The sequence below is a fragment of the Oscillatoria sp. FACHB-1406 genome (assembly GCF_014698145.1).
In the GTDB taxonomy this organism is placed as follows: Bacteria; Cyanobacteriota; Cyanobacteriia; order Cyanobacteriales; family Spirulinaceae; genus FACHB-1406.
The window spans coordinates 22,422-48,037 of record NZ_JACJSM010000005.1 but is presented as its reverse complement, the minus strand read 5'-3'; the positions used below and the strand labels follow the sequence as shown (position 1 = coordinate 48,037).

The window sequence follows — 25,616 nt, the reverse complement described above, 5'->3', positions numbered from 1 at the left end:
GGGTTCAAGCAAGGTATATGAGGAATGCTAGAGAGAGTCTTCTCTCGACTCGATATCTAGAAAGAGAAGGTCGTGCGCAACACGCCAATCCACAGGGTATCGTTAACCGATTGGCCGCCCGGATTGGTAATCGCAATTACCCCCGGCGTAATATGGATATTTTTGTTGACAGGGAAGCGATAGAAGCCTTCAAAGTGATAGCTGGTATCGGCATCAGCGCGGTTGCCTAATCTGTTGCCTAAACCCGGTACATTTAAGGTTCCAATGGCAGGATCTGAACCGGCTAAATACGGTTCGCGACCGAAGATAAAACCGAGGCGGCTTCCTTTCGCGCCTAAATCATTTAGACCGGCATAAGCTGCCCAGTTCCAGATGTCGCCATCGCCAGTATTAATGGCGCGCGCTGCGGTGTAGCCGCCCCAACCGCCGACAAAGATAGTATCGGTTACGTTGAAGTTGACGTTTACGCCGTAGCTATTGGAGACGACGGGTGTCCCGGTGCGGAAAGATGCCGCCCGCGTACCGGTTCCCATATCAATGCCAGTGTCGTTGTAGCCGTGAACGAACAAGCCTGCAACTTTCATGCGACCGTCGAAAGGTTTTAACGTGACTTGACCGGCAACAGCATAGTCTCCGTTAAATAAACCTTGACCCGGCCCGGGATTATTAGCTTCGCCCGCCATATAGGCTCCGGCAACGTTGAGCCAATCGGTTACGTTAAAGTCTAGAGCAATCGCAGCATTTTGACCGCCCGCCCGATAGATGGGGTTGAAACGACCGAAGCGAGAAAGCGCGCCGGAACCGCTGGATTCAAAGGGGTTAATCGGATCGAACATATCGTTAAGTTCGGTTCCGTTCGCCCAAACTTGCAATCGACCGCGATCGTTGAAAACTGGGAAGCGATAAAATACGTCGTCCAGTTCGACGTTATTGCCATTGTCTCCATCAAAGCCCAAGCGACCTTCGTTGGTAAAGCTGGGAATGATATTCGGGGTATTGCGCGCTTGCAGGCGGACGCGCAGCAAGTCTTTGCCGGTGAAGCTGGTTTCTAGGTTTAAGCGAACGCGATCGCTAAAAATGGCATTGCCACCGCTTGGTCGGCTGTCTCTAGCATCAATCTGACGGTTGAAGTTAGTATCAAATTGCTGGTCGAGGTCAGTAAATACATCCGCGAGTGCAAAGATGACTTCTCCTTTCAGTTTGGTCGTGGTGGAGAATTGATGGTCTTCAAGGAAGGCGGTACGCGCTTCGAGGTTATCGACGCGGGTTCCCAGGGTTGCCAGTTCTGCCTCAAATTCTTGCATCAGCCGACGCAAGGTTTCCAAGTCTTCTTTAGTCGCAAAACCGCTACCGGATGAGGCAATTAAGCGCTCGATTTGGTTTAAGCAGGCGTTTAAACCGGCGGCAAATTCGTAACGAGACAGGGGACGGTTGCCTCGGAACGTGCCATCGGGATAGCCGACTAAGCAATCGTAGCGTTTGATGAGGTCGTCGAGGGCTTGGAATGCCCAATCGGTGGGGCGCACGTCGCGAAATTTGGATGCGCCTTGCACGCTTTGTCCGAGGGAATTATCAATGCCTTCGCTGCTATAGCTTTCGATTTGCTCGAGGGTGGAACTGTTATTTGCAGGAGCGATTTCGCTGGCAACTTCAACAGAAGCAGGCGTTTCAAAGTTGAGTTCGGCAGCTTTGGGAACCTCAGCCGCAGCTTCAAGGTTGAGTTCTACTGATTTCTGGGAATCGGAGGGGATAGCAACGTCAGGGTTTTGAGCCGCGATCGCACCGTTCGCGAGTAGTACAGAGCTTCCCACAGCAAGGGGAGCCGTTTTTAGAATCTGCCAGAGCAGTTTTGACATTTTGGGAGTCCTCACACCTAGTTTTGAGTTGAGTTATCGAGCGATGGTTGTTCGGGTTTTGCCATCGCTGTTCGGTCACACCGCTACTTACTTTATCTATATTCAGACTTTTTCTCAAGTAGTCATTGTTTTTTTTTATCAAACGTTATGGCAGATTGATGTCACCGCTACTGCCAGCATCCCTGCAATTCAGCAGGGTTAAGCTTCTTACGACCGAGCGAGCGCTAGCAAGTTTGGGGGCAGTATTACTATGCTGATGATAGGTTCAATAGATTTTAAAGCTTATTGAGAATTAATTTAATTAATTAAACATCAAAATAAGCATTTATACTTAATACGTTTATACTCTTTAAAAGAAAGTTTTATGGGGCAGAGCGGTTCTCTTCTCAGTCTGCGAGTGGGCAGAATACCACCTACAATCAACATTTATGCGTTCTTACCTTGCTAAACTCGCTAAACTGCAACTCGCAATTGTTTTAATTCTCGATCTTAAAAATATTATCAAGAATTGCCGTTATTTTCAAGAGATATCTAGTAACTTTTGGCGATTTTTAATGCGAATTAATCATCGGTTTGATTTGAATTTATTATACGGCTTGGATCTCTCAAACCCATAGATTTAACCCTTAATGTGGACATTACCCAATCTTAAACTTTCTCCTGTAGGCGATCTGAAATTGAGTTTTTCACGAGAGAGCGAGCCGATAAAAAGTGACCGGCTTCTCCATTGTCAAGAAAAGGTGAAAGGGAATACAAATTTATACCTTTCCTTTTAAATTTGGTTTTTGCCGCAGACGAGAAGTAACCTATTCTCCTGTAAAAAGGATAAAAGTATCAAGATTGAATTATAAATAGATTGCATTTTAATCGCAAGTGTTGCAGGATACATTGCCTGCGCTTTGGATTCGATGGCACAATCGCCAATTGCGGTAAAATCGAGTGTTGCTGTCTGGGTTATTCGCGTCTAACCGTTATGTCCACCAAAGCTAATCCCCACAACGATTACCGTAAGATAGACCGCGAGAAGCTTTCGCCGATGATGCAGCATTACGTGGAAGTGAAGGAAACTTACCCCCATGCGTTGCTGCTGTATCGGGTGGGCGATTTTTTTGAATGCTTTTTCCAGGATGCTGTCACCATCGGACAAGAACTGGAATTGATGATGACTTCTAAGGAGTCGGGGAAGGAAATCGGGCGGGTGGCGATGACGGGAGTTCCGCATCACGCGATCGATCGCTATAGTGCGATGCTAGTGGAGAAGGGCTATGCGGTGGTGATTTGCGACCAAACCGAGGATGCAGCGCAGGCGGCGGCTGAAAAGCGGATGGTGGAACGCCAGGTGACGCGCTTGCTGACTCCTGGAACGCTGGTAGACGATTCGATGCTATCGGCGCGGCGTAATAATTTCCTCGCTTCGGTGGTGCTGGCGAAACAGCATTGGGGGTTAGCTTATGCAGACATCTCGACGGGGGAGTTTTATACGACGCATTCGGGGGATCTGGAGTCGTTAGGGCTGGAGTTGATGCGCTTGCAGCCTGCGGAAATTTTACTGCCAACGGATGCGCCGGATCCGGTGGGGTTGCTGCGTCCGGGGGAGAAGTCGGAGGTTTTACCGGAGGGATTGCCGGATTGTTTTTGCTACTCGCTGCGATCGCAGAAACATTTTAACCTCGGGCTGGCTAAAGAACGCTTGTTAATGAAGTTTGGGGTGCGATCGCTCGAAAGTATGGGGTGCGAAGATCTGCCCCTGTGCGTGCGGGCGGCGGGCGGATTGCTGGAATACCTCGAAGAAACGCAGAAAAATAACCCCGTTCCTTTAGTTCCCTTAAAAACTTACGCGATCGCGGATTATCTTTTATTAGACCCGCAAACGCGCCGCAACCTCGAAATCTTGCAAACCGTGCGCGACGGCACGTATAATGGGTCGCTACTGTGGGCGTGCGATCGCACCGTTACTGCAATGGGAGGGCGCGCCCTGCGTCGCTGGTTGCTGCAACCCTTGCTCGATCTCAGAGGAATTCGCGCCCGCCAAGATACTATCGAAGAACTGACTCGCAACACCGAACTGCGCGACAGCTTGCGGCAAATGCTGCGGCAAATCTACGATATCGAGCGATTGAGTGGGCGAGTCGGTTCTGGGCGCGCCCATGCCAAAGATTTAGCCAATTTAGCCCAATCTTTGGTGAAATTAACCGAACTCTCCCGCCTCGCTACCGCAGGTTCCTCGCCCTATCTCAAAGCACTGCATAAAATTCCCCCTGGACTCGAACCGTTAGGACATCACGTTCTCGAACATCTCGTCGAATCGCCGCCGCAACACCTTAAAGAAGGCGGTTTGATTCGAGGCGGTATCAGTGAGATTTTAGACGAAAGACGCGCCCTGCTCGAGCAAGACCAACAATGGGTGGCGAATTTAGAGATTAGCGAGCGCGATCGCACTGGTATTTCCAATCTCCGCGTCGGCTACAATAAAACCTTCGGCTACTATATCAGCCTCCCCCGCAGCAAAGCCGACCTCGCCCCCGATAATTACACTCGCAAACAAACCCTCACCAACGAAGAACGCTACATTACCACCGAACTGAAAGAACGCGAAACTCGCATCCTCAACGCGCGCGACGAGTTAAATAACTTAGAGTACGAGATTTTCTGCGAATTGCGCGATCGAGTGAGTGAAAAAAGCGAGGAAATCCGTGAAATTGCCAAAGCGGTTGCCGCTACGGACGTTCTCGCCGGACTCGCAGAAGTTGCCGTTACGCAAGGATACTGCCGTCCCGTTATGACTGAAGGGCGCGTTATCGAAATTCAAGGGGGCAGACATCCCGTTGTCGAACAAACCCTTCCGGCGGGTTTTTTCGTTCCCAATTCCACAGCAATGGGAACGGAACAGTTATCAGTTAAGGAAGAACAAGCGCTAAAAGATAACACTGTCGATTCACCCCCTCTCCCCGTCACCCCCTCCCATCCCGACTTAATCATTTTAACCGGGCCGAATGCGAGTGGAAAAAGTTGTTATTTACGACAGGTGGGATTAATTCAATTAATGTCGCAGATTGGCAGTTTTGTTCCGGCAGATAAAGCAACTTTGGGAATTTGCGATCGCATCTTTACCCGCGTCGGGGCAGTAGATGACCTCGCCACCGGGCAATCGACCTTTATGGTAGAGATGAATGAAACGGCGAATATCCTCAATCATGCGACCCCGAAGTCCCTAATTCTTCTCGATGAAATCGGGCGCGGTACGGCGACTTTTGACGGGCTTTCGATTGCTTGGGCGGTCGCAGAATATTTAGCCGCAGAAATTCAAGCCAGAACGATTTTTGCGACCCACTATCACGAACTCAACGAGCTTGCTTCGATCCTTGCGAACGTGGCAAACTATCAAGTAACTGTGAAAGAATTGCCCGATAAAATCATTTTTCTCCATCAAGTTCGTCCCGGCGGTGCGGATCGTTCTTATGGGATTGAAGCCGGAAGATTAGCCGGTTTGCCCGCTTCAGTTATTACTCGCGCTCGACAAGTGATGGGACAGATTGAAAAGCATAGTAAAATTGCGTTGGGCTTGCGTAAAGGGATTCAAAAACAGCAGCCTCAAGGAAAATATGTGCCGGAAAGCGGTATGGAAACTCGAAACGCGATCGAACAATTAGATATTTTTGAATAAATGGCACTGACTTAAGGCTGGTGGGCGCTGCCCACCCTACGAAATTAGCTCAAAACTTTGAACGGACAGAATAGTTAGGATGCCGATCGCTCTTACTTAATCTGGCAGCTTGCTTAGACGGAGATAGCTGATATATAACAGAGTTTTAAAGATTTCGCACGTTACAACTTCCGATTGACCGAAATAGCCCTTTGCGTGCGTAAGATGCACGTTTGATTGAGAGTATAACTGGGCCTTAAGAAGATGAAGTCAAATTTTCGATGATTGATACTCCACCAAAATTCGACCTAATTTTTCAGGATGTGCTGCGAGTCATTCAACTCGTTTGCCAAAACCAACCCGAATTGTTGCAGGAAAAATACCGATCGGTAGATTGGTTTAGCGATCGCGCTCAGTCGGCACTGAAAGCAAAGTTAAAAGCAATCCTTAAGCCGGTAAATTCTCCAGAACAAGCGATCGCGCAACTGCAACACTTTCTACAATCCCTCTTCCTCGAACCTTTTTTTGTATCGCAGATTGCAAAACAACTCCTTATCGCGTTGCATTCCCGATTTACTCTATTCCAAAGCGAAGGTGCTGACATTGCAATCTTGCTCTTAGATGCAGAAAACCTCCAACTCGATGCAAAAACTGAAAAATTTTTAACCTCAATTTGTCGCTGTCCTCTGAGAGTGAAAATTGCTTTTGCTAATTGGCGAAGTTTAGGAAAACTCGATCGCGACTTGCACTCGCGCGGTTACGACCTGCTGCACGTTCCCGGCGGTCGCGACCATGCCGATGGTAAAATGATTGCGGTCGGTTCCTCGCTGCACGAGCGCTACCCCAACGCTCGCGAAGTGTTGGTTTGTTCTTCCGATACCATTATGACCAATCTCTGCAATCACCTCCAGCAGAAAGGCTTATGGATTTATCAAATTCAAAAACAAGGCGACTCCCTCGAAATTTTTAACAGCCAAACTAACCAAACGCAAACTTTTTTACTGGCTTCCATTGCCAATTTTCCTTCTATTGAAGAGTTTGTTCGCCAAATCGAAGAAATCACCCAACTCGAACAGAATACTAAGGGCAGTTCTTGGGTTAAGCTTTCGGATATTTCCCAACACTTTCGAGACCGATACAAACTAACGATTAGTCAAGTTGTTTCCTATTATTGGTCTGACAACAAAGCGAAGGACTTTTTTATCGAGCGTCCGGAACGTTTTGTCGTTCATAAAACATCTGAAAGTTCTGAACTTTATGTTACGTTTTTTCAAAGCCAATCCACTTCTTCTTTCGACCCTTCTGCCCCAATACTGACTGAAGAAGAAAAGTCTAGTTCCGAGAATTCACCGATCTCCTCGGCTTGGCAACTCGAACAAATTCTCCTGCAAGCAATCAAAAACTTAACCTCGAAACCGGGAGAGTTTACCTCGGTTGAGAAACTAGCCGGTGAATTCTCCAAGCAATACGGAGAAGGCGTTACAAAGGTTTTGAAACGCCTGCAACTCGATAATACCTTTACTAAATTTTTGCAAAGCTCCCAGCACTTCAAGCTACAAAAAGATGGAAAATCTTATCGGGTTGCTGCGACGGCTCCATAGACAAGCCTGCTTTGTACTATTGCCGACTTAGCGCCAGCTTGTTTTCCAGCAGGCAAAAACACGGAATACATATATTTGTACTATATGCAAAAGGAACTTTTTAGAATCAGAAGGGGCAAGCTGTAAAGTTATGCTCTATTTTTAATTTTAAATTTTGAATTCCGAAGTCTTTCAATATTGGCTGGTAAATTTTCATCCACATAGAATACCCTGAAAAGAGGAAGATTAAGATTGTCCTAAAGTGAGATGCAACAGCCTACCGCAATCCGTACTGCCCCATTAAATTTTCAATCGTCGCTCGCCACCCTTGCCGATAATAACCGCCTTCGGCTCTTTTCTGGTTCTGCGAATATCCCCCTGGCTCGAGAAGTCGCTCGCTATCTGGGGATGGATCTCGGGCCGATGATCCGTAAAAGCTTTGCCGATGGCGAACTCTACGTTCAAATCCAGGAATCGATTCGAGGTTGCGATGTATATCTTATCCAACCTTGCTGCTATCCGGTGAACGATAACTTGATGGAATTGCTGATTTTGATTGATGCTTGTCGTCGCGCTTCGGCTCGGCAAATCACCGCCGTGCTACCGTATTATTGTTACGCTCGCGCGGATCGCAAAACGGCAGGACGGGAATCGATTACGGCCAAACTGGTTGCGAACTTAGTGACGCAGGCGGGGGCAAACCGGATTGTAGGAATGGATTTGCATTCGGCTCAAATTCAAGGGTATTTTGATATTCCCTTCGATCATGTCTACGGTTCTCCGGTTCTTCTGGACTACCTACTCAGCAAAAATTTGCCCGATCTCGTGGTGGTGTCTCCCGATGTGGGTGGCGTGGCGCGGGCGCGGGCGTTTGCGAAAAAGCTGAACGACGCACCTTTAGCTATTGTCGATAAGCGCCGTCAAGCGCACAACGTTGCTGAGGTTCTTAATATCATCGGCGATGTATCGGGTAAAACGGCGGTTTTAGTGGATGATATGATCGATACGGCCGGGACGATTGCAGAGGGCGCGCGTTTGTTGCGCGATCGCGGCGCGCGGCAAGTTTATGCCTGTGCAACTCATGCGGTGTTTTCCCCTCCGGCGATCGAGCGCCTTTCAAGCGGCGTATTTGAGGAAGTGATCGTAACCAATACAATTCCCGTTCCCGAGTCGAGAAATTTCGAGCAGTTACGAGTTTTGTCTGTCGCGAATTTGATTGGCGAAACGATTTGGCGCATCCATGAGGATAGTTCGGTTAGCAGTATGTTCCGCTAGAGGAAAATCGGCGGAGATTAAATTCAATGCGCTATTCCTAGCTTTCTTCCTCAAGAAATTAACAGCAGATACCCGGTTTCGACGACGCTAGGATGAGGCGGCGGAAAAACCGGGTTATAATTTTTCTCTCGATCTTCCTGAAAGTATCTGGCGATCGCAGCATATAGGAATAGTTGCTGTCGAAAGTTGAGGTAGGGCATGACGAAGGGAAGTGCGCATCAGGTATCCCGCGTTGTCGAACTGTCGGAAGGCGTGGCAGTTCGCACGAATATTAAATCGAGTTATCTACCCGCTTTGCGAGCGGGATTTGCTGGGTATCCCCTCAATCCACGTTGGGGCGGCGCTAAGATCGTTGCGTGGAAAATCGGACAGCAGTGGCGGATCGAGTTTAAACGGGGCAATCTCTCGACTTGTACCGAGCAAAATCCCGTTTGTTGCAATTCCGTCGAAACTCGCTCGGAACGTCTTGTCTTTTTATAATCGGTTAACTTGCCATGAGTTCGTGCGATCGCGGTTCGGTTTGCGCCGCAGCGATGCGATCGCATCCCGACTCCGGATAAGCCCAGCGATAATGGCAATCTTCCGGCCTCCCCCAACACAATCCTAAGTATAGCTCTTGCCGCACCGCCTCGATCTGCAACCATTCTGCATCGTTAGCGAGTTCTTCTACTTGCTGCACGCTTAACGGTTCTAAATACTTTCTTACCCGCCAAAAGTTCATTTCCTGCGTCGCTTGTCGCCAAAATTCCAGCACTGCATCCTTCGATGCTTTCAGAATTTCTTTATCCTGCGGCACGCAAATTAATTGATTGTGCAGTTCCCGAAATTGCAGCGACTTGCCTTGAAACTTGCACTCTCGCCACACTAATCCTGACACCCGATGCTGAAGTTGATAGCGGTGGATTTGATCTCGAAAGTCGCGGTAAGCGTAAACTTTGCTAATTTTATCTTCACCCAGCATCATCGCTAGAACGGGATCTTTAAATCGTTTGCTCGCTGACAGCAGAACTCGTTCTCCTTGCCAACTCGCGCGGAGTTCGTCTTCGAGAATTTGAATCAGTTCTTCCGTGGTGTAAGTCATGGGTGTCAACGCGATCGCGCTTTTATAAGCATTATAGAAGCACTGACTTAGATGGATTATCCGAACTGCGATGTTTGTCGTTGAAATGGCAGTGGAAACGATTGCTACTGCGTTTGCTAAGTTGACGAACGCGCCGAACTCGGAACGCGATTGATGTTGAATGAAAGTCTGCACTAAGCTTCGCTAAAAGTGACAATCGCTCAAACCTTACCGCATATTAGCCCTGTGGGATTGAAGTTTTGGATTCAAGCGCTGCTAAAGCTGTCTGACAATAACCGGCGTACCGACTTCAGCCCAATTGTAAAGCCATTGCGCGCGATCGGGAGCCAGATAAACCGTGCCGTGACTGATGGGTTGTCCGAAGCGCACCCGCCAATATGCGCCGTGAATGGCTGCATTCCCGTAATACAGCACGAAGGGAACATCGGGTACGTCGAACCCGGAACCGCGCATTCGGGCTTGGGGTTGCTTGCTGGTGATGCTAAAAACGCCGGTTGCAGTGGGCGTTGAGGGTTTCCCTGTGGCGACGATAACCGCAAAGACGGATTTTCCGCCTTGCCATGCAATCAGGCGTTGGGTGGTGAGGTTGACTTCAATCCAATGTTCGTTGCTGGTTCTCAGGTAGGCGATGGTTTGGAGGATGTCTGCGCTCGATTGGGCGAACGTCGGCGCGGAAATATTACCGATCGCGAGGGCAAACAGCAGCGCTACACTTGCTAAAATAACGAACCATCGAGTTCTGAGTTGAGGCGGGCGAGGATGTTTCACGGTTTTTTGCCCTGTTCAATGCTACAGTAGCGGGTTGCGGTGGTCGCTAATTGCGCGATCGCGTCCCAATCTTTCGCCGCAACGAGGGATGAGGGAAACAGTTGACTCGATAATCCTACCGCAACGGCTCCCGCATTAAGGAAGGAACGCGCATTATCGAGCGTTACGCCGCCGGTGGGAATGAGCGGGATTTTTCCAAGCGGCCCTTGCAACGCTTTGAGATAGCTCGCACCCCCTACAGCTTGGATGGGAAATACTTTAACGCAGGTTGCGCCCGCCTGCCAAGCGGTCACGATTTCGGTGGGGGAGAGTGCGCCGGGAATGACGGGAATTCCGGCATCGTTGGCGGCGCGGATTAAGGCGGGTTCTACATGGGGACTGAAGATGAATTGCGCGCCGGCCGCGATCGCGTCTCGCAATTCGCTTAAACTTAAGATCGTTCCCGTGCCGATGCTACAATCGGGCATTTCTTGCCGCAGTCGGGCGATGGTTTCGGCGGCGCGATCGCTATTCCAGGTAATTTCAATAAACTGCATTCCTCCTGTCGCTACGCTTTTTGCTAAGTGCAGTCCTAACTCGAATTCGGAGGCGCGAATTACCGCGATCGCGCGTTTTTTTTGCAGTTCTTTTAACCAGGTTTCCATTAAAGCTTTAACTTGTTATAATCAATTTGATGAAGTTGGTCTTTAATCATACCAAGATCGAGCCTTTTTATTTGACTGGTGCGATCGAGAATCAAGGTTATCATGGTCGAGATGAAATTCAAAATAGATTAATTGTAACCCTCAGTCTGAGTGCGATTGCGAGCGATAATATTTGGAGTTTACTTTGAAGAAAGTCTCGATTATTATACCCACTTTCAACGAAGCAGAAAATATCGCAAAAACTTTGCAATGCGCGCAAACGGGGACGGATATTGAAATTATTGTCGTCGATGGCGGCAGCGAAGATAAGACTATCGAAATCGTTCGACAAATGAGCGCAAACGTTATTGCATCTCCCCAACTCGGACGCGCCGCCCAGATGAATTATGGGGCAGAAAAGGCGACGGGAGAAATCTTACTTTTCCTGCATGGCGATACTCGTTTACCGCTGGGATATGACGCAGAAATTCGCACAATTTTAGGGAAATCGGGAGTTGTTGCAGGTGCTTTTGAGTTAAAGATCGATGCACCGTTGCGATCGCTGCGTTGGGTAGAGAGAATGGTGAGGGTGCGATCGCGTTTTCTCCAACTTCCCTACGGCGATCAAGGAATTTTTCTGAAAACTTCAACCTTCAAAGAACTCAGCGGTTTCCCCATTTTGCCGATTATGGAAGACTTCGAGTTTGTGCGCCGACTGAAACGACGCGGTAAAATCGCGATCGCATCCCTTCCCGTCACCACTTCTGCCCGTCGCTGGCTAAAACTCGGCGTTGTCAAAACTACCGCCCTCAACCAACTCATCATTCTCGCTTACTTTCTCGGTATTCCGCCCGATCGACTGCGATCGTGGTATCGCGGTTTATCTAAATCCGCATAAGCCCTCGTCCGTTTGTCAATACTTTTTACAAAAAACAATATTTTGTGTCAACTCTTAATGTTCAGAAGGGTAACGACCGTCATAAGGGTTGGTATACTACGATCTCAGCTTGTATTTAAAGAAAGTCTGCGCGGGCAGCTTTAAAGATCGCACTACGCATAAGAAAACGCCAAGAGAACTTGACTTATGGTTAACACCGTTGAGAAACCGACTTTTGAAGAAATACGCCCGGGAGTCAAAGCTCCAGCCCAAGAAACCTTACTAACGCCTCGCTTCTATACGACGGACTTCGATGCGATCGCGGCGATGGATCTCGCTCCCAACGAAGAAGAGTTGCAAGCGATCTTAGAAGAATTTCGCGCCGACTACAACCAAAAGCACTTCGTCCGCGACGAACAATTCAATCAATCCTGGGAAAACATCGACGGCGAAACCCGCCGCCTCTTCGTCGAATTTCTCGAACGTTCCTGCACCGCTGAATTTTCCGGTTTCTTACTCTACAAAGAACTCGGACGGCGCATCAAAGACAAAAACCCCATCCTCGCCGAATGCTTTACCCTCATGTCGCGGGATGAAGCGCGTCACGCCGGATTCCTCAATAAAGCGCTGTCGGACTTTAACCTGTCCTTGGATCTCGGTTTCCTGACCAAGAGCCGCAAGTATACTTACTTCAAGCCGAAATTCATCTTCTACGCGACTTACCTCTCCGAAAAAATCGGCTACTGGCGCTACATCACCATTTACCGCCACTTAGAAAAGCATCCCGAAGATCGCCTCTACCCCATCTTCAACTTCTTTGAAAACTGGTGTCAGGATGAAAATCGTCACGGCGATTTCTTCGATGCCGTCATGCGCGCTGCACCGGAAACCTTGAATGATTGGAAGGCGAAGCTGTGGAGTCGTTTCTTCTTACTGTCGGTGTTTGCGACGATGTACCTCAACGACATCCAGCGCAAAGATTTTTATGCTGCGATCGGTTTGGATGCGCGCGAGTACGATAAGTACGTGATTGAGAAGACCAATGACACGGCAGGTCGCGTCTTCCCGGTTATTCTGGATATTAATTCTCCCGAATTCTACGATCGCTTGGAAATTTGCGTGCAGAATAACGAAAAACTGAGCGCGATCGCAACCTCCAACACCCCCAAAGCACTACAACTGTTCCAAAAATTGCCCTACTACATCTCCAATGGCTGGCAATGCTTGAAGTTGTATTTGATGAAACCCATTGATGTGACGGCGCAGCACGGAACCGTTCGTTAAGCCAACAATTTTATGGGGGGTGGGTTATCGATCGCGAATCTAGCGATTTAAACCCGCCCTCTCCTCAAAAAATCAAAGTTTCAACTAGAGTGTGAAGTTGCCCCCATTTCGTCTGCGGATAGAAATGGTTTTTTTTTGAATGGTTTGCTCTTAAATAACTAAATATGCTAGAATAAAAATTAGACGAAATTTTTAACCATACAAAGCAAGCCGAGTGTTTCCTTCCAGAGTTAGATGGCAAAGCGGGAGCGGCGCAAGTACATAATATAGATATAGCAGGGCAGTTTCAGAAGTCCGCATCTTGCATTCGGCTTTGAAATTGGTATTATGGGCAGGAAACAAAGTTCGATTTTATAGCAGTCTATAAAACGGTACGCTTGTTCGATAAACCACTTTTAGACCCTAACCCTTTTATAGGAGATTTCGATAGCCATGACATATCCCGAAAATCGACCCACAAATCCTAACGAGAGCGAAAACTTCGAGGAAACCATCAACGGTAGACCCGCTACAGACTCAGAAGTCGCCTACCGCGATGGCTATGTCAGCGGCACAGCCAACGAAAGAGAGATTCAAAGCGAAAGAGCGCTCGTTAACGAACGCAACCAAGTCGTTCGCGATAACGAAAATGCAGGTCGCGGTTTGCTCCTCGGTCTTCTGCTTGCCGGATTGCTCGGTGCGGGTGCTTTAGCTTACTATCTCGCCAACCGAGAAGAACCCGCTCCCGTCCCCGCAACCAATACCATTGTCGTTCCCGATAAAGAAGCAACTCCCTCTCCTTCTGCTGCCGAACCGAAGAAGGACACCACCGTCATTGAAAGAACCATAGAAAAGACAAACGTGGTTCCCGTACCAACTCAACCCGCGCAACCCCCGAAAGTTGAAGTGAATACACCGCCGCCAGCCCCGGCACCGAAGGTTGATGTGAACGTCTCTCCGGCCGCCCCAGCCCCAGCACCAAAGGTCGATGTAAACGTCTCTCCGGCAGCCCCAGCCCCGTCTGCACCGAGTTCTGCGGCTCCGTCTGCACCGAGTTCTGTGGCTCCGTCTGCGCCGAGTTCTGTGGCTCCGCCCGTACCGGATTCTTCGGCACCGGGTTCTTCCGGCTCGGGTTCTTCCGGCTCGGGTTCTTCGGCACCGGGAACTTCCGGATCGGGTTCTAACTAAAAATTCAGCCGGTATAGTTTAATGCGATCGCGCCCTTTCCGAATGGGGGAAGGGCGTTATACTTTTATCCGAATAGCTGCCGCGATCGCGCCTCTGTTGTATAACTCGTACTGATGAGTACCCCTTCGTCCTTGCCACAGATTGAAGTCCTCGATCGAGAGTTGATGCGTTTGCTGTATCAAGCTCTACTAAACTGAAGCCGTAAATCCGCTATCGTCGTAGATTCACAAGACTTGTGTATCTATATAACATAACCTGAATTTATGCGGATCGAGCAGTTACAGGCGTTCTTGGCCGTGGCGGAAACGGGGAATTTCGGTCAAGCTGCGCGCAAGTGCGGCGTAACGCAATCGACGATCAGCCGACAGATTCAGTCCCTCGAGGCTGACTTGGGCTTGCCTCTATTTCATCGCACGGCACAGACAAAACTTACCTTGGGGGGAGAACATTTCTTTCCCCACGCCCGCAAAATTTGTCAGGAGTGGGAGAATGCCGAACGCGCTTTGTCCGAGTTGCGAGAGGGAAAACAACCGGAACTCTGCGTTGCGGCGATTCATTCTGTTTGCTCTTACTATTTGCCGCCAACGTTACAAACGTTTTGCCGCAATTATCCCGATGTCCAGTTGCGGGTGACGGCATTGGGTAGCGATCGCGCCCTAAAAGTCCTGCGCGACGGTTTGGTCGATGTTGCTGTCGTGATGAACAACCGATTTCTCACCGCTTCCCCGGAAATGGTGGTGCATTTTCTCTATGAGGAACCCGTTGAGGTTCTCATGGCCGCCCATCACCCTCTGGCACAATATCCAAAAGTCCCTTGGCAGGAACTAGCGCGCTACCCTCAAGTTGTCTTTAAGGACGGATACGGAATGCAGCGCCTCGTTCAAGAACGTTTTGCGCTGTTGGGGACAAAATTAAGGGCGGCGATGGAACTCAATACCCTCGATGCGTTTCGCGGGGTTGTGCGCCAGGGAGAATTAATCGCGTTGCTACCCCAATCTGCCCTCATGGAAGCGCGCAAAGATTCAACGCTAGCGGTTCGCGCGATCTCGTCCCTCCCCGAAGCTTTGGTGCGAGAGAAACATTTAACTAACCTTTCCGCTTCAGATTCTGGTTTGACGCGCCAAGTGGTTTTAGTGACAACTCGCGATCGCTTGCAGATTCCCCCCATTGCCCATTTCTGCGAGTTAGTTTGTCAGTCTTTTCAATGCGATCGCCTGTCGATTGTGGGGGGTTGAAAAAACAGTTTTGCTGGGCTGTCCCGAACTTGCTAACCATGCGACAGCCTTTCAATTCTCGGCGATCGCTTGGGGGGTTAAGGGAGGTTTCAAGACGCTCGGAATTTGCGCGATTATGCGATCGCACACTGCTTCGGGCGTTCCCTCCGCCGAGATCTGCAAGTCCGCCTGCCGATAAAGGGATATTCTCGTTGCTAATAGCGATCGCAATTTTTCCGCCCTGTCCCCTTCCTTCAGCAGCGGGCGCGTCGTATCGCTTTCCAACCGCTGCACCAGAACTTCCACCGGCGCATCCAACCAGACGATTAAACCATGACGCAAGTAACTCCAATTCATCGGTTGCGTCACGATACCGCCTCCTGTAGCGATCGCGCATTGCGTGTAAGCCGATAACTCGCTTAACACCTGACTTTCTAAACCCCTAAATCCTGCTTCGCCGCGATCGGCAAAAATTTGCGGAATACTCTGACCTGTCACCCGTTCGATTAGAACATCAGTATCAAAAAAGCGATAGCAGAGGCGCTCGGCTAAAATCCGCCCGACGCTTGTCTTCCCCGTCCCCATCATCCCGATGAGAAAAACACTGAGCTTTTGCAATCCCCTATCGTTCACGGCAACTTTTCTTGAAATTGAGTGAAAGCAATTTAACAAACTCTTGACTAATTCGTAATTCGTAATTCGTAATTCGTAATTTCCAGTTCCCCACTCCCTACTCTCCAATTTTTAGTTTTTAATTCTGATACCCACTCTTCATTCCCCATTAAGGAACCTGCCAAATGCGCTGGTGATAGTCCTCGACTCGAGCGTAGGGATCGACGGGCGTATCGTGGTGATGGTGGTGATGGTCGTGGGAATGGTGGTGATGGTGATGATGGTCGTGGGAATGGTGGGAATTAGCGCTGCCATTACCGTCCAACGCTGCCAAACGGAATTTGCAGAGTTCGCAATTCATCTGCACCTGTCCGAGTTGCGTTTCAATTTCTCGCTGGCGCAATAGCGAAAATAAGATCGGATCGAGACCGATTTCGGGTAGGTTGAGAATTTTAATGTCGGGATAAAGTTCCTGCTGCTGCGCGGAAACATCAAATATTTTTTTAACGAGTGCGCCGGTAAATAAAAAGTGGGGCAGCACGATAATTTGTTTGGGATTGTAGAGGCGCGCGCGGCGGAATCCTTCTTCTAAACGCGGGTGGGTAATCCCGATAAAACAGGTTTCTACCGTGGCATAGTTGCTGCCTTCCCAAAGCAAGCGAGCGAGTTTGTATACGTCGCCGTTAGCATCGGGATCGCTGGAACCGCGCCCGACGACGAGCAAAACGGTTTCGGCGCGCGGAATGCCCGTGGGTGCGTCGAGTTGAGCGAGGCGATCGCGCCAAAATTGGAGCATTTCGGGGTTGATCCCAAAATGACGGCCGTAGTGAAATTTTAGTTCGGGATGGCGCTCGCGGGCGCGATCGAGTTCGTTGGTGACATCGAATTTATTGTGGCGCGCGGCGAAAAGCAAAATCGGCACGGCGGACAAATCGGTGTATCCGCGATCGACACAAAAGTCAACCCCTGTTTGAATATTGGGTTCCGTCAGTTCCAGGAAACAGGGAACGACGGGGCGCGAGGTATCCAATTCTTGGTAAGCGCTGGCAAAGTCGAGAAAAGCTTGTCGTCCGTCTTCATCTCGCGTACCGTGTCCGAGCATTAGCAGGGGACGCTGGATGGGCAATGGAGGCAATTCGATGGAAAATTGGGTTGAATTGAGTTGCAATTTTTCCTTGTTATCCGTACCGCGCGGATAAAGCTAAGTGAGTAAACGAGCGATCGGCGGGCATCCTGGCTGACTAAGCTCGAAATCTTTACTTAAATCGCGATCGAGCATTAGTTCACAGTTGCGGGACAGCGACGGACTTACACCGTACTTTCCCCGTTGCCTCTGGCGGCTGGCTTCCGTCAGAACCGACTGTTGTATTAGTGTACAGCATGGTTGAGTTATGAGTTATGAATTATGAATGGTGAGTTATGAATTATGAGAGACTATTTATAAAGCTAATCTTAAATCCTTGTAGGGTGGGCAAGGGCGGCTCTTTAGCCCCTCAGATTGTCAGAAGAGTGCTTTTGCCGCCCTTGCCCATCACGGGTTTTGCCATTCTAGCGTTCTTAATAAAAAGTTTATAAATAGTCTCTGAATTATGAACCCTGACAGAGGAGTAGAAGTGAGAAATTTTTAAGTTTTAAGTTTTAATTTCTTTAGTTGAACTGGAAATAGTGCATCAATTGAGCAGTAAGGGTGCTACTAAGGTTTAGCCGTCGCTGTAAGTCGGCTAAGTTGCGATATGCGCCGCAGGTGGTGCGATCTAGGATTAAATCGTTAATGGTAACGGCATCGAGGAGGGGAATGCGGGCGAGTTGTTCGGGAGTGGCGGTGTTGGGATTGACGCGCTGCGGGAGAACGAGACTTTCGGGATCGTAGTAGTAAAAGGAGAGGAGGGGTTCGAGAGGTTGGAGTCTCGCGCGCGGGATGCTCGTTGCGGCGGCGATATCTTCGATGGATAGCAATTGTACGCCCATTCCCACCAGTTCGACGAGCGATCGCGCTTGATGGATGGAAATTCCCGGCAAGCGCAGCCAATCGTCAATGCTGGCGCGGTTGACATCGATTTTTAAGCCTAAGCTTGCCGCGATCGCAACTTCCTCGAGGGTTTGCAAGCGCGCGTAGGGATCGCGTAGCAGCCGCGCTCGAATCGCTCTGTGTCTGGGGTTCAAGGCTTGTAACTTCCCTGCCGACGATCGCCAATCTACCATTGTTCGTCCCTACTTTACCCTCGGATACACAAATAATCAAAAAAGTCAAGTGATGCGATCGAGCAATTGGCGGCGTTTCTGCTCGAACTCGTACTCCGACATCAATCCATCTTGCCGCAAGCGATCGAGTTCTCGCAAGGCGGTTGCAATGTCGCCGACTTGTTCGGGGGGCAATCCTGACTTCACTGCGGCGCTTGCCATCGCGCCCATCTCCACGCCTGAATTAAAGCGGCGATCGAAATCCTCGTGGGGTTGCAGGAGATACCAAACCGCCTCAATCGCACTCGCAACGCGAGGAATCGGTGTCGAAAAGAGCGCCAAATACAGCACGCCCCACCCATACTGCCGCAGGTATAACTTATGCAATCCGGCAAGCGGCGTAACCGTTCCCGCCAGCGCTAACAAGACGGCCACTTTTTGATTTTTCGGTTTGCGCAATAAATCTTCTAACACCGCTAAAGCTCGAACTTTGCCTGACTACGCCTACATTTTAGGCGAGTTCGCCCCCGGCGCAACCGATCCGCTCTCTGGGAGGTATCGATACGGTAAACCGAAATTTCTCTGAGGGGAGGACTACTTTACAATAAACATAAGGCCAATCGGCATCTGTTGAGCGCGATCGAGACTTGAAAACTATGGGATTTTTTGATTCAGATATTATCCAGCAAGAAGCCAAGCAATTATTTGAAGACTATCAAGCTCTCATGACGCTGGGGGGCGATTATGGTAAATTCGATCGCGAGGGGAAAAAGCTCTTTATCGAGCGTATGGAAGCCCTAATGGATCGCTACAAAATTTTTATGAAGCGCTTCGAGCTTTCCGAAGACTTCATGGCTCAAATGACCGTCCAACAGCTTAAAACGCAACTCGGACAATTTGGCGTAACCCCCCAACAAATGTTCGACCAAATGCACCTCAGTCTCGAACGCATGAAAGCAGAAGTCGAAAAATAGTTTTGCTCCAACCTAAATCCAGCATTCAACGATTTGAAGGAACGTTTCGAGGGGCGGGCGGGTTAGCGCTGTTTTATCAAACCTGGCATCCGCCGAGACAAGCGCGTGCCATCGCGCTGCTAGTTCATGGGTTAGGAGCGCATAGCGGCGTATTTGACAATCTAGTTTCTCCCCTAGTCGCTCGAGATTTCGCTGTTTATGAATTTGACTTGCGCGGACACGGTAAGTCTGCCGGACAACGAGGTTATATTGAAAATTGGAGCGAGTTTCGCGAAGATCTCGCTATTTTTTCGCGCTTGGCTCGGGACGAACAACCGCACTGTCCGCTTTTTCTTATCGGTCATAGTTTAGGCGGTCTTATCGTTCTGGACTGGGCGTTGCACTTTCCGGCGCTAGCGCGCGGAATCGTTGTTCTTTCGCCGCCCTTGGGCGAAGTCGGTGTATCGCCGTTCCGCATCCGCTTAGCGCATTTACTCTCTCGCATTTTGCCGCGTTTTTCCCTGAGTACGGAATTCGATTGGTCGAGTCTTTCTCGGGATGCCGAGGCGATTGCGACAGCCCAGCAGGATTCGTTACGCCACGATCGCGCTACCGCAAGGCTGGCGACGGAATTGTTTAAAACTCTAGCAGAAATTCGCGATCGCGCCGCCCAATTCGAGGTAGCATTACTCATTCAGCATGGAAGTTGCGATCGCGTCGCCTTCCCCGAAGGCAGTCGCCAGTTTTTTGCAAGCCTTACCCACCCCGACAAAGAACTACACGAATATCCCGGCGCTTTTCACGAAATGCACAACGATCTCAACGCTGCTGAAACTATCGCCGATGCGATCGATTGGCTCGAACGTCATCTGCCACCCTCCAACACCTAATCAATCAGTCATATTGCGCTCTCTGCTTCTGTTACAAGACTCAGCGAACGCTAAACTAAAGCCCAAAAAATTGAGTCAAATTCTTGCCCTCTGGTAGACGAGAGCCAACAACGAGGGAATAATAAAGAGTGAAGCGAGCAAATTAAAAATTAGCAGGGGAATTTCACAATGGAAGCACTTTACCGCGCGATCGATTGTAACGAAAATGACGTGATCTCTTTCGGGGAAGAGACCTTTAAAATTGGTCGGTTTAAAAAAGCTTTATATCAGTGCTTCGACTACGATTTTGGTTACGGACTAATCGGTTTGCTCGGCAATCAAGGCATTAAAATTAGCAAACAGACGGTTAGCGCCTACGACAACCACGAAGATTATACGAAGTGGTTTAATGAAGGGATTGACTGTGAAATCCTCAAAACCGATGTCACTGGCTGGCAAAAAGCAAAAGTTAAAATCAAAGTAAGCGTTGAGTTTAGCATTGAAGAAGACGAGAGCCAATTGGCCCACAGTAATGGCAAGTTTCTGGCTCAGGATACCGATGCAACCCTCGATTATGACATTAATTTAATCAGTACCGAGCTTTAGCTAGCGTTTCGATGGAGTAGTTTGGCTGTCTGCCTCAACGGGTAAAAACAGTATAAAAAGATGAATTTTTCAACTCGTCTAGTCGTCGGTCTAGTTTCGATCGTCTCAGTCCTCGCTGCAACCATCACCCCGGCTATCCTTCCCGAGCGACTCCAAAGCATTGCTAAGGCTGAGAACGGTTCTGCTGGGTGGTCAAATCTTTTTGACCAAGCTCAAAGGTTAGAATCTGAGGACAAATATCCAGAAGCAGAAATGCTTTATCGGCAGATTCTGTCTCAGCCCCAACCCGACACCCTGAATGACTATATGTATGGATATATTCAAATTCACTTCGGGCAAATTCTGCAAACTCAGGGAAAGTTTACCGAGGCGATCGAGGTCTTGCAGAGAGTAATAGATAATACCAGCGATACGGAGATAAATCGTCAAGCCCGACAGGCTTTAGAAAGAGTCCAAGCTAGCCAATAGGATGCTGCCCAAAACATTGCTAGAGGATTGCAAGAAATTCAGAACAACCCCACGACCCAACGAGGCTACTACGATTTGGCGAGGGGATTGGCAGCCCAAGGGCAGTTAGCGAATGGCTTCGACTTTTTAGAGGCTAGCCTAGGTCGTCCCCTTTCCCCTGAATCTGCCCTAGAACTAGCCAGAGTAGCCAACTCCCAAGGGGTAGAGGGAGATATCAATGGTTCCGGCTATCGTAGTAGAAATTCCATTCGTCAAGATGCCATTTCTCTATTCCGGCAACTGGTGAGTCGCTATCCCAATAACCCAACTGTTAGATCGGAATTCCTGGATATCCTGAAACTCTGGGGGCAGCCGGAGGAATTAATTGCTTTCTATCGTCAGATAATTCGCCAAGAACCGACAAACTATTCTCTATCTTGGCAATTGGCTAGGGAACTAGCGAAGAATAATCAACTGAATGAGGCGATCGTTGTTTATGACCTTCTTTTGACTCAAGGGACGGGCGAACCAATAATCTACATAGAGTTCGGAGATTTGTTAACTAGAAATCAACAAAGCGATCGCGCCCTGCAAGTTTATCTAGAAGGAATTCGGGCATTTCCCAGAAATATACCCAACGATCGCCGCTGCCATGCGGTCAGACCTACCGGGTACGATCGCCTAGTCCAACTCCTCGATCGCCAAAATCGTCTAGACAAGATATTAACGCTCCTCGAACAAACTATCCCTAATCCCAATCCTGATATTTATATCGGTTTAGCACTAGGGTTGGCCGATCGGGGACACCGCACCCAAGCTGAAGCCGTAAATCAGCACTTAAAAGAGCGTTATCCCGATACAGAAAGTTTTGAGGGAGAAGCAGAAACTTGGCGTAGCCCTTGCGGGGCGTATTATTAGAAAGCCGGTCAACTACTCGGTCACGGGCAAAATTACGCGGGTGAGAATTGCCGACTTGATGCCCTTTTTTTAGGTTCAATCCCAGAAACGGCAATGCCCACCCTACAACCCCGATTAAGTTGTATATTCAGCATTAATTTTGACGTAATCGTAACTGAGATCGCAGCCCCAAGCTTTGCCGGTTGCAGAACCGTTGCCGAGATCGATCGCAATAACGACCGGATTATCGCGGCGTTGTTGGATTTCTCCATTGCGTTCTTCGCTAGAATTGGCAGCAATTTCTTTTAAATAATTGCTGGCGGCGGCGCGATCGAAAGGAAGCGGTTGTCCGTTTTCCATTAATAAGAAATCCCCCATGCGCACGCGCAAGTTTTCTTGCTCGAAATCGACTCCAGCGCGTCCGGCGGCGGCAGCGATGCGCCCCCAGTTCGGATCGCGCCCGAAGATGGCAGATTTCAGCAGGGAAGAACCGACAATGGTTTTGGCGACTTGACTGGCGGCAGCTTCGTCGGGCGCGCCGGAAACCTGTACTTCAATCAAGCAGGTAGCGCCTTCACCGTCTCGCGCGATCGCTTTGGCTAAATACTGGCAAACTTCCGTTAACATCGCTTCTAATTGTTCGGCTTCCGGGCTAGCTTCAGTAATGGCAGAAGTGCGCGATTGTCCGTTAGCGAGGGCGATGAGAGTATCGTTGGTGCTGGTGTCGCCATCGACAGTGATTTGATTGAAACTGCGATCTGCGGCGCGGCTTAGCATTTCTTGCCATAACGCCGTGGAGACAGCAGCATCGCAAGTCACGAAGCCCAGCATCGTCGCCATGTTGGGATGAATCATCCCGGAACCTTTCGCCATACCGCCAATCCGCACCGGACGGCCGTCAATTTGGGTTTCAAGCGCGATCGATTTGGTGACTAAATCGGTCGTGACAATGGCTCGGGCTGCGTCATCGCCGCCGGTTTCTGAGGCAGCGGCAACGAGTTTGGGAATACCGCTGCGAAAGGCTTCCATTTTCATGCGCTGTCCGATTACGCCAGTGGAAGCCAGCAGAATTTCATCGGGAGAAATGTTGAGTTCGTTAGCGAGCAGTTGGGCGGTTTCGATCGCATCTTGCCATCCTTGTTCGCCGGTGGCTGCGTTGGCTTGTCCGGCATTGCAGAGAATGGCGCGGGCGCTGGCTTTTTTTTGCAGGCGCGATCGACAATAATCGACACAGGCGGCGCGCACTTGACTTTTAGTGAATACGCCTGCTGCCATTGCGTCTGTCTCGGATACAATCAAGGCTAAATCGGGCGCGCCGGAAGGCTTGAGTCCTGCCTTAATGCCTGCGGCTTTATACCCTTTAGGGGCTGTCACGCCCCCCTCAATAACTTGCCAGTCTGTCATACACTCGCTCTTCTACACCTAGGTATGAGATGAAATTATACTTGTGGAACTAAAAATTACAAATTAAAAATTATCTTTGATGCGAATTAAGAATGCAGCAGGGCGGGATGTACAATTCCAAGCCGCAGAATTCCAGCAATCCCGCAGTGAGGAAATCCGTCCCTCAACTGGATAGCACTCATTGTCAACTGGATGTTACTGTCAAAGTATTCAGATGATGTCGTTGTCAATTATCAATTATCAATTACCATGTACGATCCCGACAAACGCAAGCTTTTATCTATCCTCTGCCACGCCTCAGTATTTTTTGCTGCACTAATACTATTCATCGGTCTTCCCTTGGGGATTTTCTTTCTGGTTGAGGATCCCGTCGTTAAAGCTACTGCTAAGGAAGTTCTGAACTTCCATTTGAATATCTGGCTTTACGGGGTGATTATCGGTCCTCTCTGCTTTATCTTGGCAGTGACCATTATTGGTATTCCTCTAGCATGGCTTTTAGGGGCGCTCTTTCTCCTCTTCCACTGGATTACGCCGATTTTTGCAATTCTTAAGTCTTTGAACCAACCGGATGAGCCTTATCGCTATCCGTTCATCTTTCGCGTCCTGTAAAACGCTTAACCTCGGACGGGTTCGTTCCAAAAGCGATCGCCCTCCACCAATGTATGCACTGCCCCCTCGGGGTGAGTTTCGGGAAAGTCGCTGCGGTAATGTCCGCCGCGACTTTCTTTTCGCCATGCAGCACTTTTAAGGATGAGGGCGGCAATGTCGAGGAGGTTGAAAACTTCGCCGCAAGCGCGTAGGTTGGCTTCAGCAACGGGGGACTCCAAGCGCGCGTTTTGACTGGCACGAGAAGCCAGAAAATAGCGGCTGGCGGGCGATTTAGAGACTTCTGCTTTCCAAGCTTCGACTTTCGCGATCGCGTCTTCTAAAACGGGTTGCGATCGCAAGATCCCGGCACTGTACCACATCAAAGCTTGCAATTGTTCGCGAATCTCGCAGGCGCGCTGGGCAGTTGTTTCGTAACTTTCGCGATCGCACTCCGGTACTGCTTCAGTTTCCGCCGCGATTGTCGCACCGTGCAGATCGAGATGGGCGAGTTGGGCGGCATAAACGATACATTCAAGTAAGGAATTACTGGCGAGGCGATTCGCGCCGTGAACGCCGGTACTGGCGGTTTCGCCGATCGCGTACAATCCCGGAATCGAAGTTTGATTGTTCAAATCGACGGCAATTCCCCCCATCCAATAGTGGGCAGCGGGGGCGACGGGAATCGGTTCGTTAAAAAGATCGATCCCCCAGTGCTGGCAGACTTGAATAATATTAGGGAAACGATAGCGGATGCGATCGCGCGCGATCGGTTGTAAATCGAGATAAACGCAGTCTCCTAACTCCGAATTCCTCTCCAAATGGTTAAAAATGGCGCGACTGACGATATCGCGCGGGGCGAGTTCGCCTTTGGGGTGATAGTCAAAGGCAAACCGATGTCCTCGCGCGTCGATTAAATGCGCGCCTTCGCCCCGCACCGCTTCGCTGATCAAGAAATGGGGCGCGCCCGGGCGGGTGAGGGCGGTGGGATGAAATTGAAAAAATTCGAGATCGCGCACTTTTGCGCCCGCGCGCCAAGCTAAAGCTACGCCATCGCCGGTACTGACGGCGGGGTTAGTGGTTTGCGAGTAAACTTGTCCGCCGCCGCCCGTCGCGAGAATGACAGCAGCAGCGCGAATCCATTCAATTTTACCGTTACAGAGCAATCCTACGCCCTGACAGCGCCCGTTTTCGGGATTTATCCACAAGCCAATCGCGAACGCTTCGGAAAAGACTTGAAGATTGGGGCGTTGCAAGACTCGTTCGGCGAGGGTGGCGACGATCGCGCGTCCGGTGGTATCGGCGGCGTGGAGGACGCGGGGATGGGAGTGGGCAGCCTCGAGGGTGAGGGCGAGTGACTCTTGTTTGCGATCGAATGCTACGCCGAGATCGACGAGGCGATGGATGGCAGTGGGGGCGTTTTCGACGAGGAATTCAACGGCGGCGCGATCGCACAATCCTGCGCCCGCTTTTAAGGTATCCTCGAGGTGGAAGCTTGGGGAATCGTCCGGCGCGATCGCCGCTGCAATGCCTCCCTGCGCCCACTCACTCGCCCCAGTTCGCAAACTTTCTTTCGTCACTAACGCCACGCGCCAAGATTCTGGCAAGCATAGGGCGGCATATAACCCCGCCGCCCCCGTTCCAATCGCGATCGCATCGAACTGAGTCGAGGAAAATGGGTTTAAGGCAGACAT

The 25,616-nt window shown here is 49.8% G+C and carries 26 protein-coding genes and 1 riboswitch; of the genes, 15 read left to right on the top strand and 11 right to left on the bottom strand.

All coding sequences use genetic code 11. The annotated features are described in order from the left end of the window. Positions 1-56 precede the first annotated feature (56 nt). Complete coding sequence (locus H6G50_RS07160; protein ID WP_190714709.1) at positions 57-1,856, bottom strand: iron uptake porin; 1,800 nt, start codon at positions 1,854-1,856, stop codon at positions 57-59. A 43-nt stretch (positions 1,857-1,899) separates the two neighbouring features. Here H6G50_RS07160 and H6G50_RS07155 point away from each other — a divergent pair, with 43 nt between their 5' ends. From H6G50_RS07155 to H6G50_RS07140, 4 genes are all read left to right on the top strand, one after another. Then, the gene (locus H6G50_RS07155) at positions 1,900-2,058 is read left to right on the top strand and encodes a hypothetical protein (protein ID WP_190714707.1); all 159 of its coding nucleotides are present in this window, start codon (positions 1,900-1,902) and stop codon (positions 2,056-2,058) included. Positions 2,059-2,829: 771 nt separating this feature from the next. Beyond that, positions 2,830-5,520 (top strand): DNA mismatch repair protein MutS, encoded by a 2,691-nt coding sequence (gene mutS, locus H6G50_RS07150; protein ID WP_190714705.1) that lies wholly within the window; start codon positions 2,830-2,832, stop codon positions 5,518-5,520. A gap of 260 nt (positions 5,521-5,780) precedes the next feature. Beyond that, positions 5,781-7,100: an NYN domain-containing protein gene (locus tag H6G50_RS07145; protein WP_190714703.1), complete on the top strand. Its 1,320-nt coding sequence runs from the start codon at positions 5,781-5,783 to the stop codon at positions 7,098-7,100. Positions 7,101-7,346: 246 nt separating this feature from the next. Continuing rightward, a complete protein-coding gene (locus tag H6G50_RS07140; RefSeq protein ID WP_190714702.1) occupies positions 7,347-8,354 on the top strand; it encodes a ribose-phosphate pyrophosphokinase in 1,008 nt (335 codons plus the stop codon). A 50-nt stretch (positions 8,355-8,404) separates the two neighbouring features. Here the strand turns inward: H6G50_RS07140 and H6G50_RS07135 are convergent, their stop codons facing one another. Next, positions 8,405-8,554 carry a hypothetical protein gene (locus H6G50_RS07135; protein ID WP_190714700.1) on the bottom strand — a complete coding sequence of 50 codons (150 nt, stop codon included), beginning with the start codon at positions 8,552-8,554 and terminating at the stop codon, positions 8,405-8,407. On the opposite strand from H6G50_RS07135, the gene H6G50_RS07130 reads away from it, so the two are divergent. Continuing rightward, the gene (locus H6G50_RS07130; RefSeq protein WP_190714698.1) at positions 8,553-8,834 is read left to right on the top strand and encodes a hypothetical protein; all 282 of its coding nucleotides are present in this window, start codon (positions 8,553-8,555) and stop codon (positions 8,832-8,834) included. The genes H6G50_RS07135 and H6G50_RS07130 overlap by 2 nt on opposite strands. 4 nt (positions 8,835-8,838) lie before the next feature. On the opposite strand, the gene H6G50_RS07125 is transcribed toward H6G50_RS07130, so the two are convergent. The 3 genes from H6G50_RS07125 to H6G50_RS07115 all read right to left on the bottom strand — a co-directional run bounded on the left by H6G50_RS07125 (position 8,839) and on the right by H6G50_RS07115 (position 10,847). Further along, a complete protein-coding gene (locus H6G50_RS07125) occupies positions 8,839-9,609 on the bottom strand; it encodes a hypothetical protein (protein WP_242032744.1) in 771 nt (256 codons plus the stop codon). An 81-nt stretch (positions 9,610-9,690) separates the two neighbouring features. Continuing rightward, complete coding sequence (locus tag H6G50_RS07120; RefSeq protein ID WP_347239899.1) at positions 9,691-10,203, bottom strand: L,D-transpeptidase; 513 nt, start codon at positions 10,201-10,203, stop codon at positions 9,691-9,693. Beyond that, positions 10,200-10,847, bottom strand: a complete 648-nt coding sequence (locus tag H6G50_RS07115) for a bifunctional 4-hydroxy-2-oxoglutarate aldolase/2-dehydro-3-deoxy-phosphogluconate aldolase (protein WP_190714695.1) — start codon at positions 10,845-10,847, stop codon at positions 10,200-10,202. The genes H6G50_RS07120 and H6G50_RS07115 overlap by 4 nt, the downstream gene beginning before the upstream one ends. Before the next feature lie 184 nt (positions 10,848-11,031). Between H6G50_RS07115 and H6G50_RS07110 the strand changes: the two genes are divergently transcribed. The 4 genes from H6G50_RS07110 (at position 11,032) to H6G50_RS07095 (ending at position 15,389) form a co-directional block, all read left to right on the top strand. Further along, positions 11,032-11,724 carry a TIGR04283 family arsenosugar biosynthesis glycosyltransferase gene (locus tag H6G50_RS07110; protein ID WP_190714693.1) on the top strand — a complete coding sequence of 231 codons (693 nt, stop codon included), beginning with the start codon at positions 11,032-11,034 and terminating at the stop codon, positions 11,722-11,724. Between the two features lie 186 nt (positions 11,725-11,910). Next, complete coding sequence (acsF, locus tag H6G50_RS07105) at positions 11,911-12,987, top strand: magnesium-protoporphyrin IX monomethyl ester (oxidative) cyclase (RefSeq protein WP_190714691.1); 1,077 nt, start codon at positions 11,911-11,913, stop codon at positions 12,985-12,987. Between the two features lie 432 nt (positions 12,988-13,419). After that, positions 13,420-14,154 (top strand): hypothetical protein, encoded by a 735-nt coding sequence (locus H6G50_RS07100; protein ID WP_190714689.1) that lies wholly within the window; start codon positions 13,420-13,422, stop codon positions 14,152-14,154. Positions 14,155-14,417: 263 nt separating this feature from the next. Next, entirely contained in the window at positions 14,418-15,389 is a 972-nt protein-coding gene (locus tag H6G50_RS07095; protein ID WP_190714687.1) for a LysR family transcriptional regulator, read from the top strand. A gap of 51 nt (positions 15,390-15,440) precedes the next feature. On the opposite strand, the gene H6G50_RS07090 is transcribed toward H6G50_RS07095, so the two are convergent. The 4 genes from H6G50_RS07090 to H6G50_RS07075 all read right to left on the bottom strand — a co-directional run bounded on the left by H6G50_RS07090 (position 15,441) and on the right by H6G50_RS07075 (position 18,635). Then, positions 15,441-16,001: a shikimate kinase gene (locus tag H6G50_RS07090; RefSeq protein WP_347239898.1), complete on the bottom strand. Its 561-nt coding sequence runs from the start codon at positions 15,999-16,001 to the stop codon at positions 15,441-15,443. Positions 16,002-16,149: 148 nt separating this feature from the next. Further along, the gene (locus H6G50_RS07085) at positions 16,150-17,148 is read right to left on the bottom strand and encodes a sirohydrochlorin chelatase (RefSeq protein ID WP_242032743.1); all 999 of its coding nucleotides are present in this window, start codon (positions 17,146-17,148) and stop codon (positions 16,150-16,152) included. A gap of 37 nt (positions 17,149-17,185) precedes the next feature. Continuing rightward, a riboswitch (cobalamin riboswitch) is annotated at positions 17,186-17,356 on the bottom strand. Between the two features lie 271 nt (positions 17,357-17,627). Then, positions 17,628-18,182, bottom strand: a complete 555-nt coding sequence (locus H6G50_RS07080) for a ComEA family DNA-binding protein (protein ID WP_190714685.1) — start codon at positions 18,180-18,182, stop codon at positions 17,628-17,630. Between the two features lie 45 nt (positions 18,183-18,227). Beyond that, positions 18,228-18,635: an SHOCT domain-containing protein gene (locus tag H6G50_RS07075; RefSeq protein ID WP_190714683.1), complete on the bottom strand. Its 408-nt coding sequence runs from the start codon at positions 18,633-18,635 to the stop codon at positions 18,228-18,230. A gap of 182 nt (positions 18,636-18,817) precedes the next feature. Between H6G50_RS07075 and H6G50_RS07070 the strand changes: the two genes are divergently transcribed. The 5 genes from H6G50_RS07070 (at position 18,818) to H6G50_RS07050 (ending at position 21,954) form a co-directional block, all read left to right on the top strand. Continuing rightward, complete coding sequence (locus H6G50_RS07070) at positions 18,818-19,135, top strand: DUF1825 family protein (RefSeq protein WP_190714681.1); 318 nt, start codon at positions 18,818-18,820, stop codon at positions 19,133-19,135. 2 nt (positions 19,136-19,137) lie between these two features. Continuing rightward, the gene (locus H6G50_RS07065) at positions 19,138-20,004 is read left to right on the top strand and encodes an alpha/beta hydrolase (protein WP_199302748.1); all 867 of its coding nucleotides are present in this window, start codon (positions 19,138-19,140) and stop codon (positions 20,002-20,004) included. Between the two features lie 168 nt (positions 20,005-20,172). Continuing rightward, positions 20,173-20,589 (top strand): KGK domain-containing protein, encoded by a 417-nt coding sequence (locus H6G50_RS07060; protein ID WP_190714679.1) that lies wholly within the window; start codon positions 20,173-20,175, stop codon positions 20,587-20,589. Between the two features lie 60 nt (positions 20,590-20,649). After that, positions 20,650-21,057, top strand: a complete 408-nt coding sequence (locus H6G50_RS07055; RefSeq protein WP_190714677.1) for a hypothetical protein — start codon at positions 20,650-20,652, stop codon at positions 21,055-21,057. A gap of 27 nt (positions 21,058-21,084) precedes the next feature. Next, positions 21,085-21,954 (top strand): hypothetical protein, encoded by an 870-nt coding sequence (locus H6G50_RS07050; RefSeq protein WP_190714675.1) that lies wholly within the window; start codon positions 21,085-21,087, stop codon positions 21,952-21,954. A gap of 114 nt (positions 21,955-22,068) precedes the next feature. Here H6G50_RS07050 and argJ read toward each other — a convergent pair whose 3' ends face one another. Further along, positions 22,069-23,337, bottom strand: coding sequence for a bifunctional ornithine acetyltransferase/N-acetylglutamate synthase (gene argJ / locus H6G50_RS07045; RefSeq protein ID WP_190714673.1), 1,269 nt, complete (start codon positions 23,335-23,337; stop codon positions 22,069-22,071). 249 nt (positions 23,338-23,586) lie between these two features. Between argJ and H6G50_RS07040 the strand changes: the two genes are divergently transcribed. After that, positions 23,587-23,946, top strand: a complete 360-nt coding sequence (locus tag H6G50_RS07040; protein WP_190714671.1) for a DUF4870 domain-containing protein — start codon at positions 23,587-23,589, stop codon at positions 23,944-23,946. Between the two features lie 5 nt (positions 23,947-23,951). On the opposite strand, the gene nadB is transcribed toward H6G50_RS07040, so the two are convergent. Next, positions 23,952-25,616, bottom strand: coding sequence for an L-aspartate oxidase (gene nadB / locus H6G50_RS07035; protein ID WP_190714669.1), 1,665 nt, complete (start codon positions 25,614-25,616; stop codon positions 23,952-23,954).

Excerpts from the sequence above, each read along its gene's own strand:
- H6G50_RS07160 (WP_190714709.1), bottom strand. The coding sequence starts at position 1,856 with ATGTCAAAACTGCTCTGGCAGATTCTAAAAACGGCTCCCCTTGCTGTG.
- H6G50_RS07155 (WP_190714707.1), top strand. The coding sequence starts at position 1,900 with ATGGTTGTTCGGGTTTTGCCATCGCTGTTCGGTCACACCGCTACTTAC.
- mutS (WP_190714705.1), top strand. The coding sequence starts at position 2,830 with ATGTCCACCAAAGCTAATCCCCACAACGATTACCGTAAGATAGACCGC.
- H6G50_RS07145 (WP_190714703.1), top strand. The coding sequence starts at position 5,781 with ATGATTGATACTCCACCAAAATTCGACCTAATTTTTCAGGATGTGCTG.
- H6G50_RS07140 (WP_190714702.1), top strand. The coding sequence starts at position 7,347 with ATGCAACAGCCTACCGCAATCCGTACTGCCCCATTAAATTTTCAATCG.
- H6G50_RS07130 (WP_190714698.1), top strand. The coding sequence starts at position 8,553 with ATGACGAAGGGAAGTGCGCATCAGGTATCCCGCGTTGTCGAACTGTCG.
- H6G50_RS07135 (WP_190714700.1), bottom strand. The coding sequence starts at position 8,554 with ATGCCCTACCTCAACTTTCGACAGCAACTATTCCTATATGCTGCGATC.
- H6G50_RS07115 (WP_190714695.1), bottom strand. The coding sequence starts at position 10,847 with ATGGAAACCTGGTTAAAAGAACTGCAAAAAAAACGCGCGATCGCGGTA.
- acsF (WP_190714691.1), top strand. The coding sequence starts at position 11,911 with ATGGTTAACACCGTTGAGAAACCGACTTTTGAAGAAATACGCCCGGGA.
- H6G50_RS07100 (WP_190714689.1), top strand. The coding sequence starts at position 13,420 with ATGACATATCCCGAAAATCGACCCACAAATCCTAACGAGAGCGAAAAC.
- H6G50_RS07095 (WP_190714687.1), top strand. The coding sequence starts at position 14,418 with ATGCGGATCGAGCAGTTACAGGCGTTCTTGGCCGTGGCGGAAACGGGG.
- H6G50_RS07080 (WP_190714685.1), bottom strand. The coding sequence starts at position 18,182 with ATGGTAGATTGGCGATCGTCGGCAGGGAAGTTACAAGCCTTGAACCCC.
- H6G50_RS07070 (WP_190714681.1), top strand. The coding sequence starts at position 18,818 with ATGGGATTTTTTGATTCAGATATTATCCAGCAAGAAGCCAAGCAATTA.
- H6G50_RS07060 (WP_190714679.1), top strand. The coding sequence starts at position 20,173 with ATGGAAGCACTTTACCGCGCGATCGATTGTAACGAAAATGACGTGATC.
- H6G50_RS07055 (WP_190714677.1), top strand. The coding sequence starts at position 20,650 with ATGAATTTTTCAACTCGTCTAGTCGTCGGTCTAGTTTCGATCGTCTCA.
- argJ (WP_190714673.1), bottom strand. The coding sequence starts at position 23,337 with ATGACAGACTGGCAAGTTATTGAGGGGGGCGTGACAGCCCCTAAAGGG.
- H6G50_RS07040 (WP_190714671.1), top strand. The coding sequence starts at position 23,587 with ATGTACGATCCCGACAAACGCAAGCTTTTATCTATCCTCTGCCACGCC.
- nadB (WP_190714669.1), bottom strand. The coding sequence starts at position 25,616 with ATGTCTGCCTTAAACCCATTTTCCTCGACTCAGTTCGATGCGATCGCG.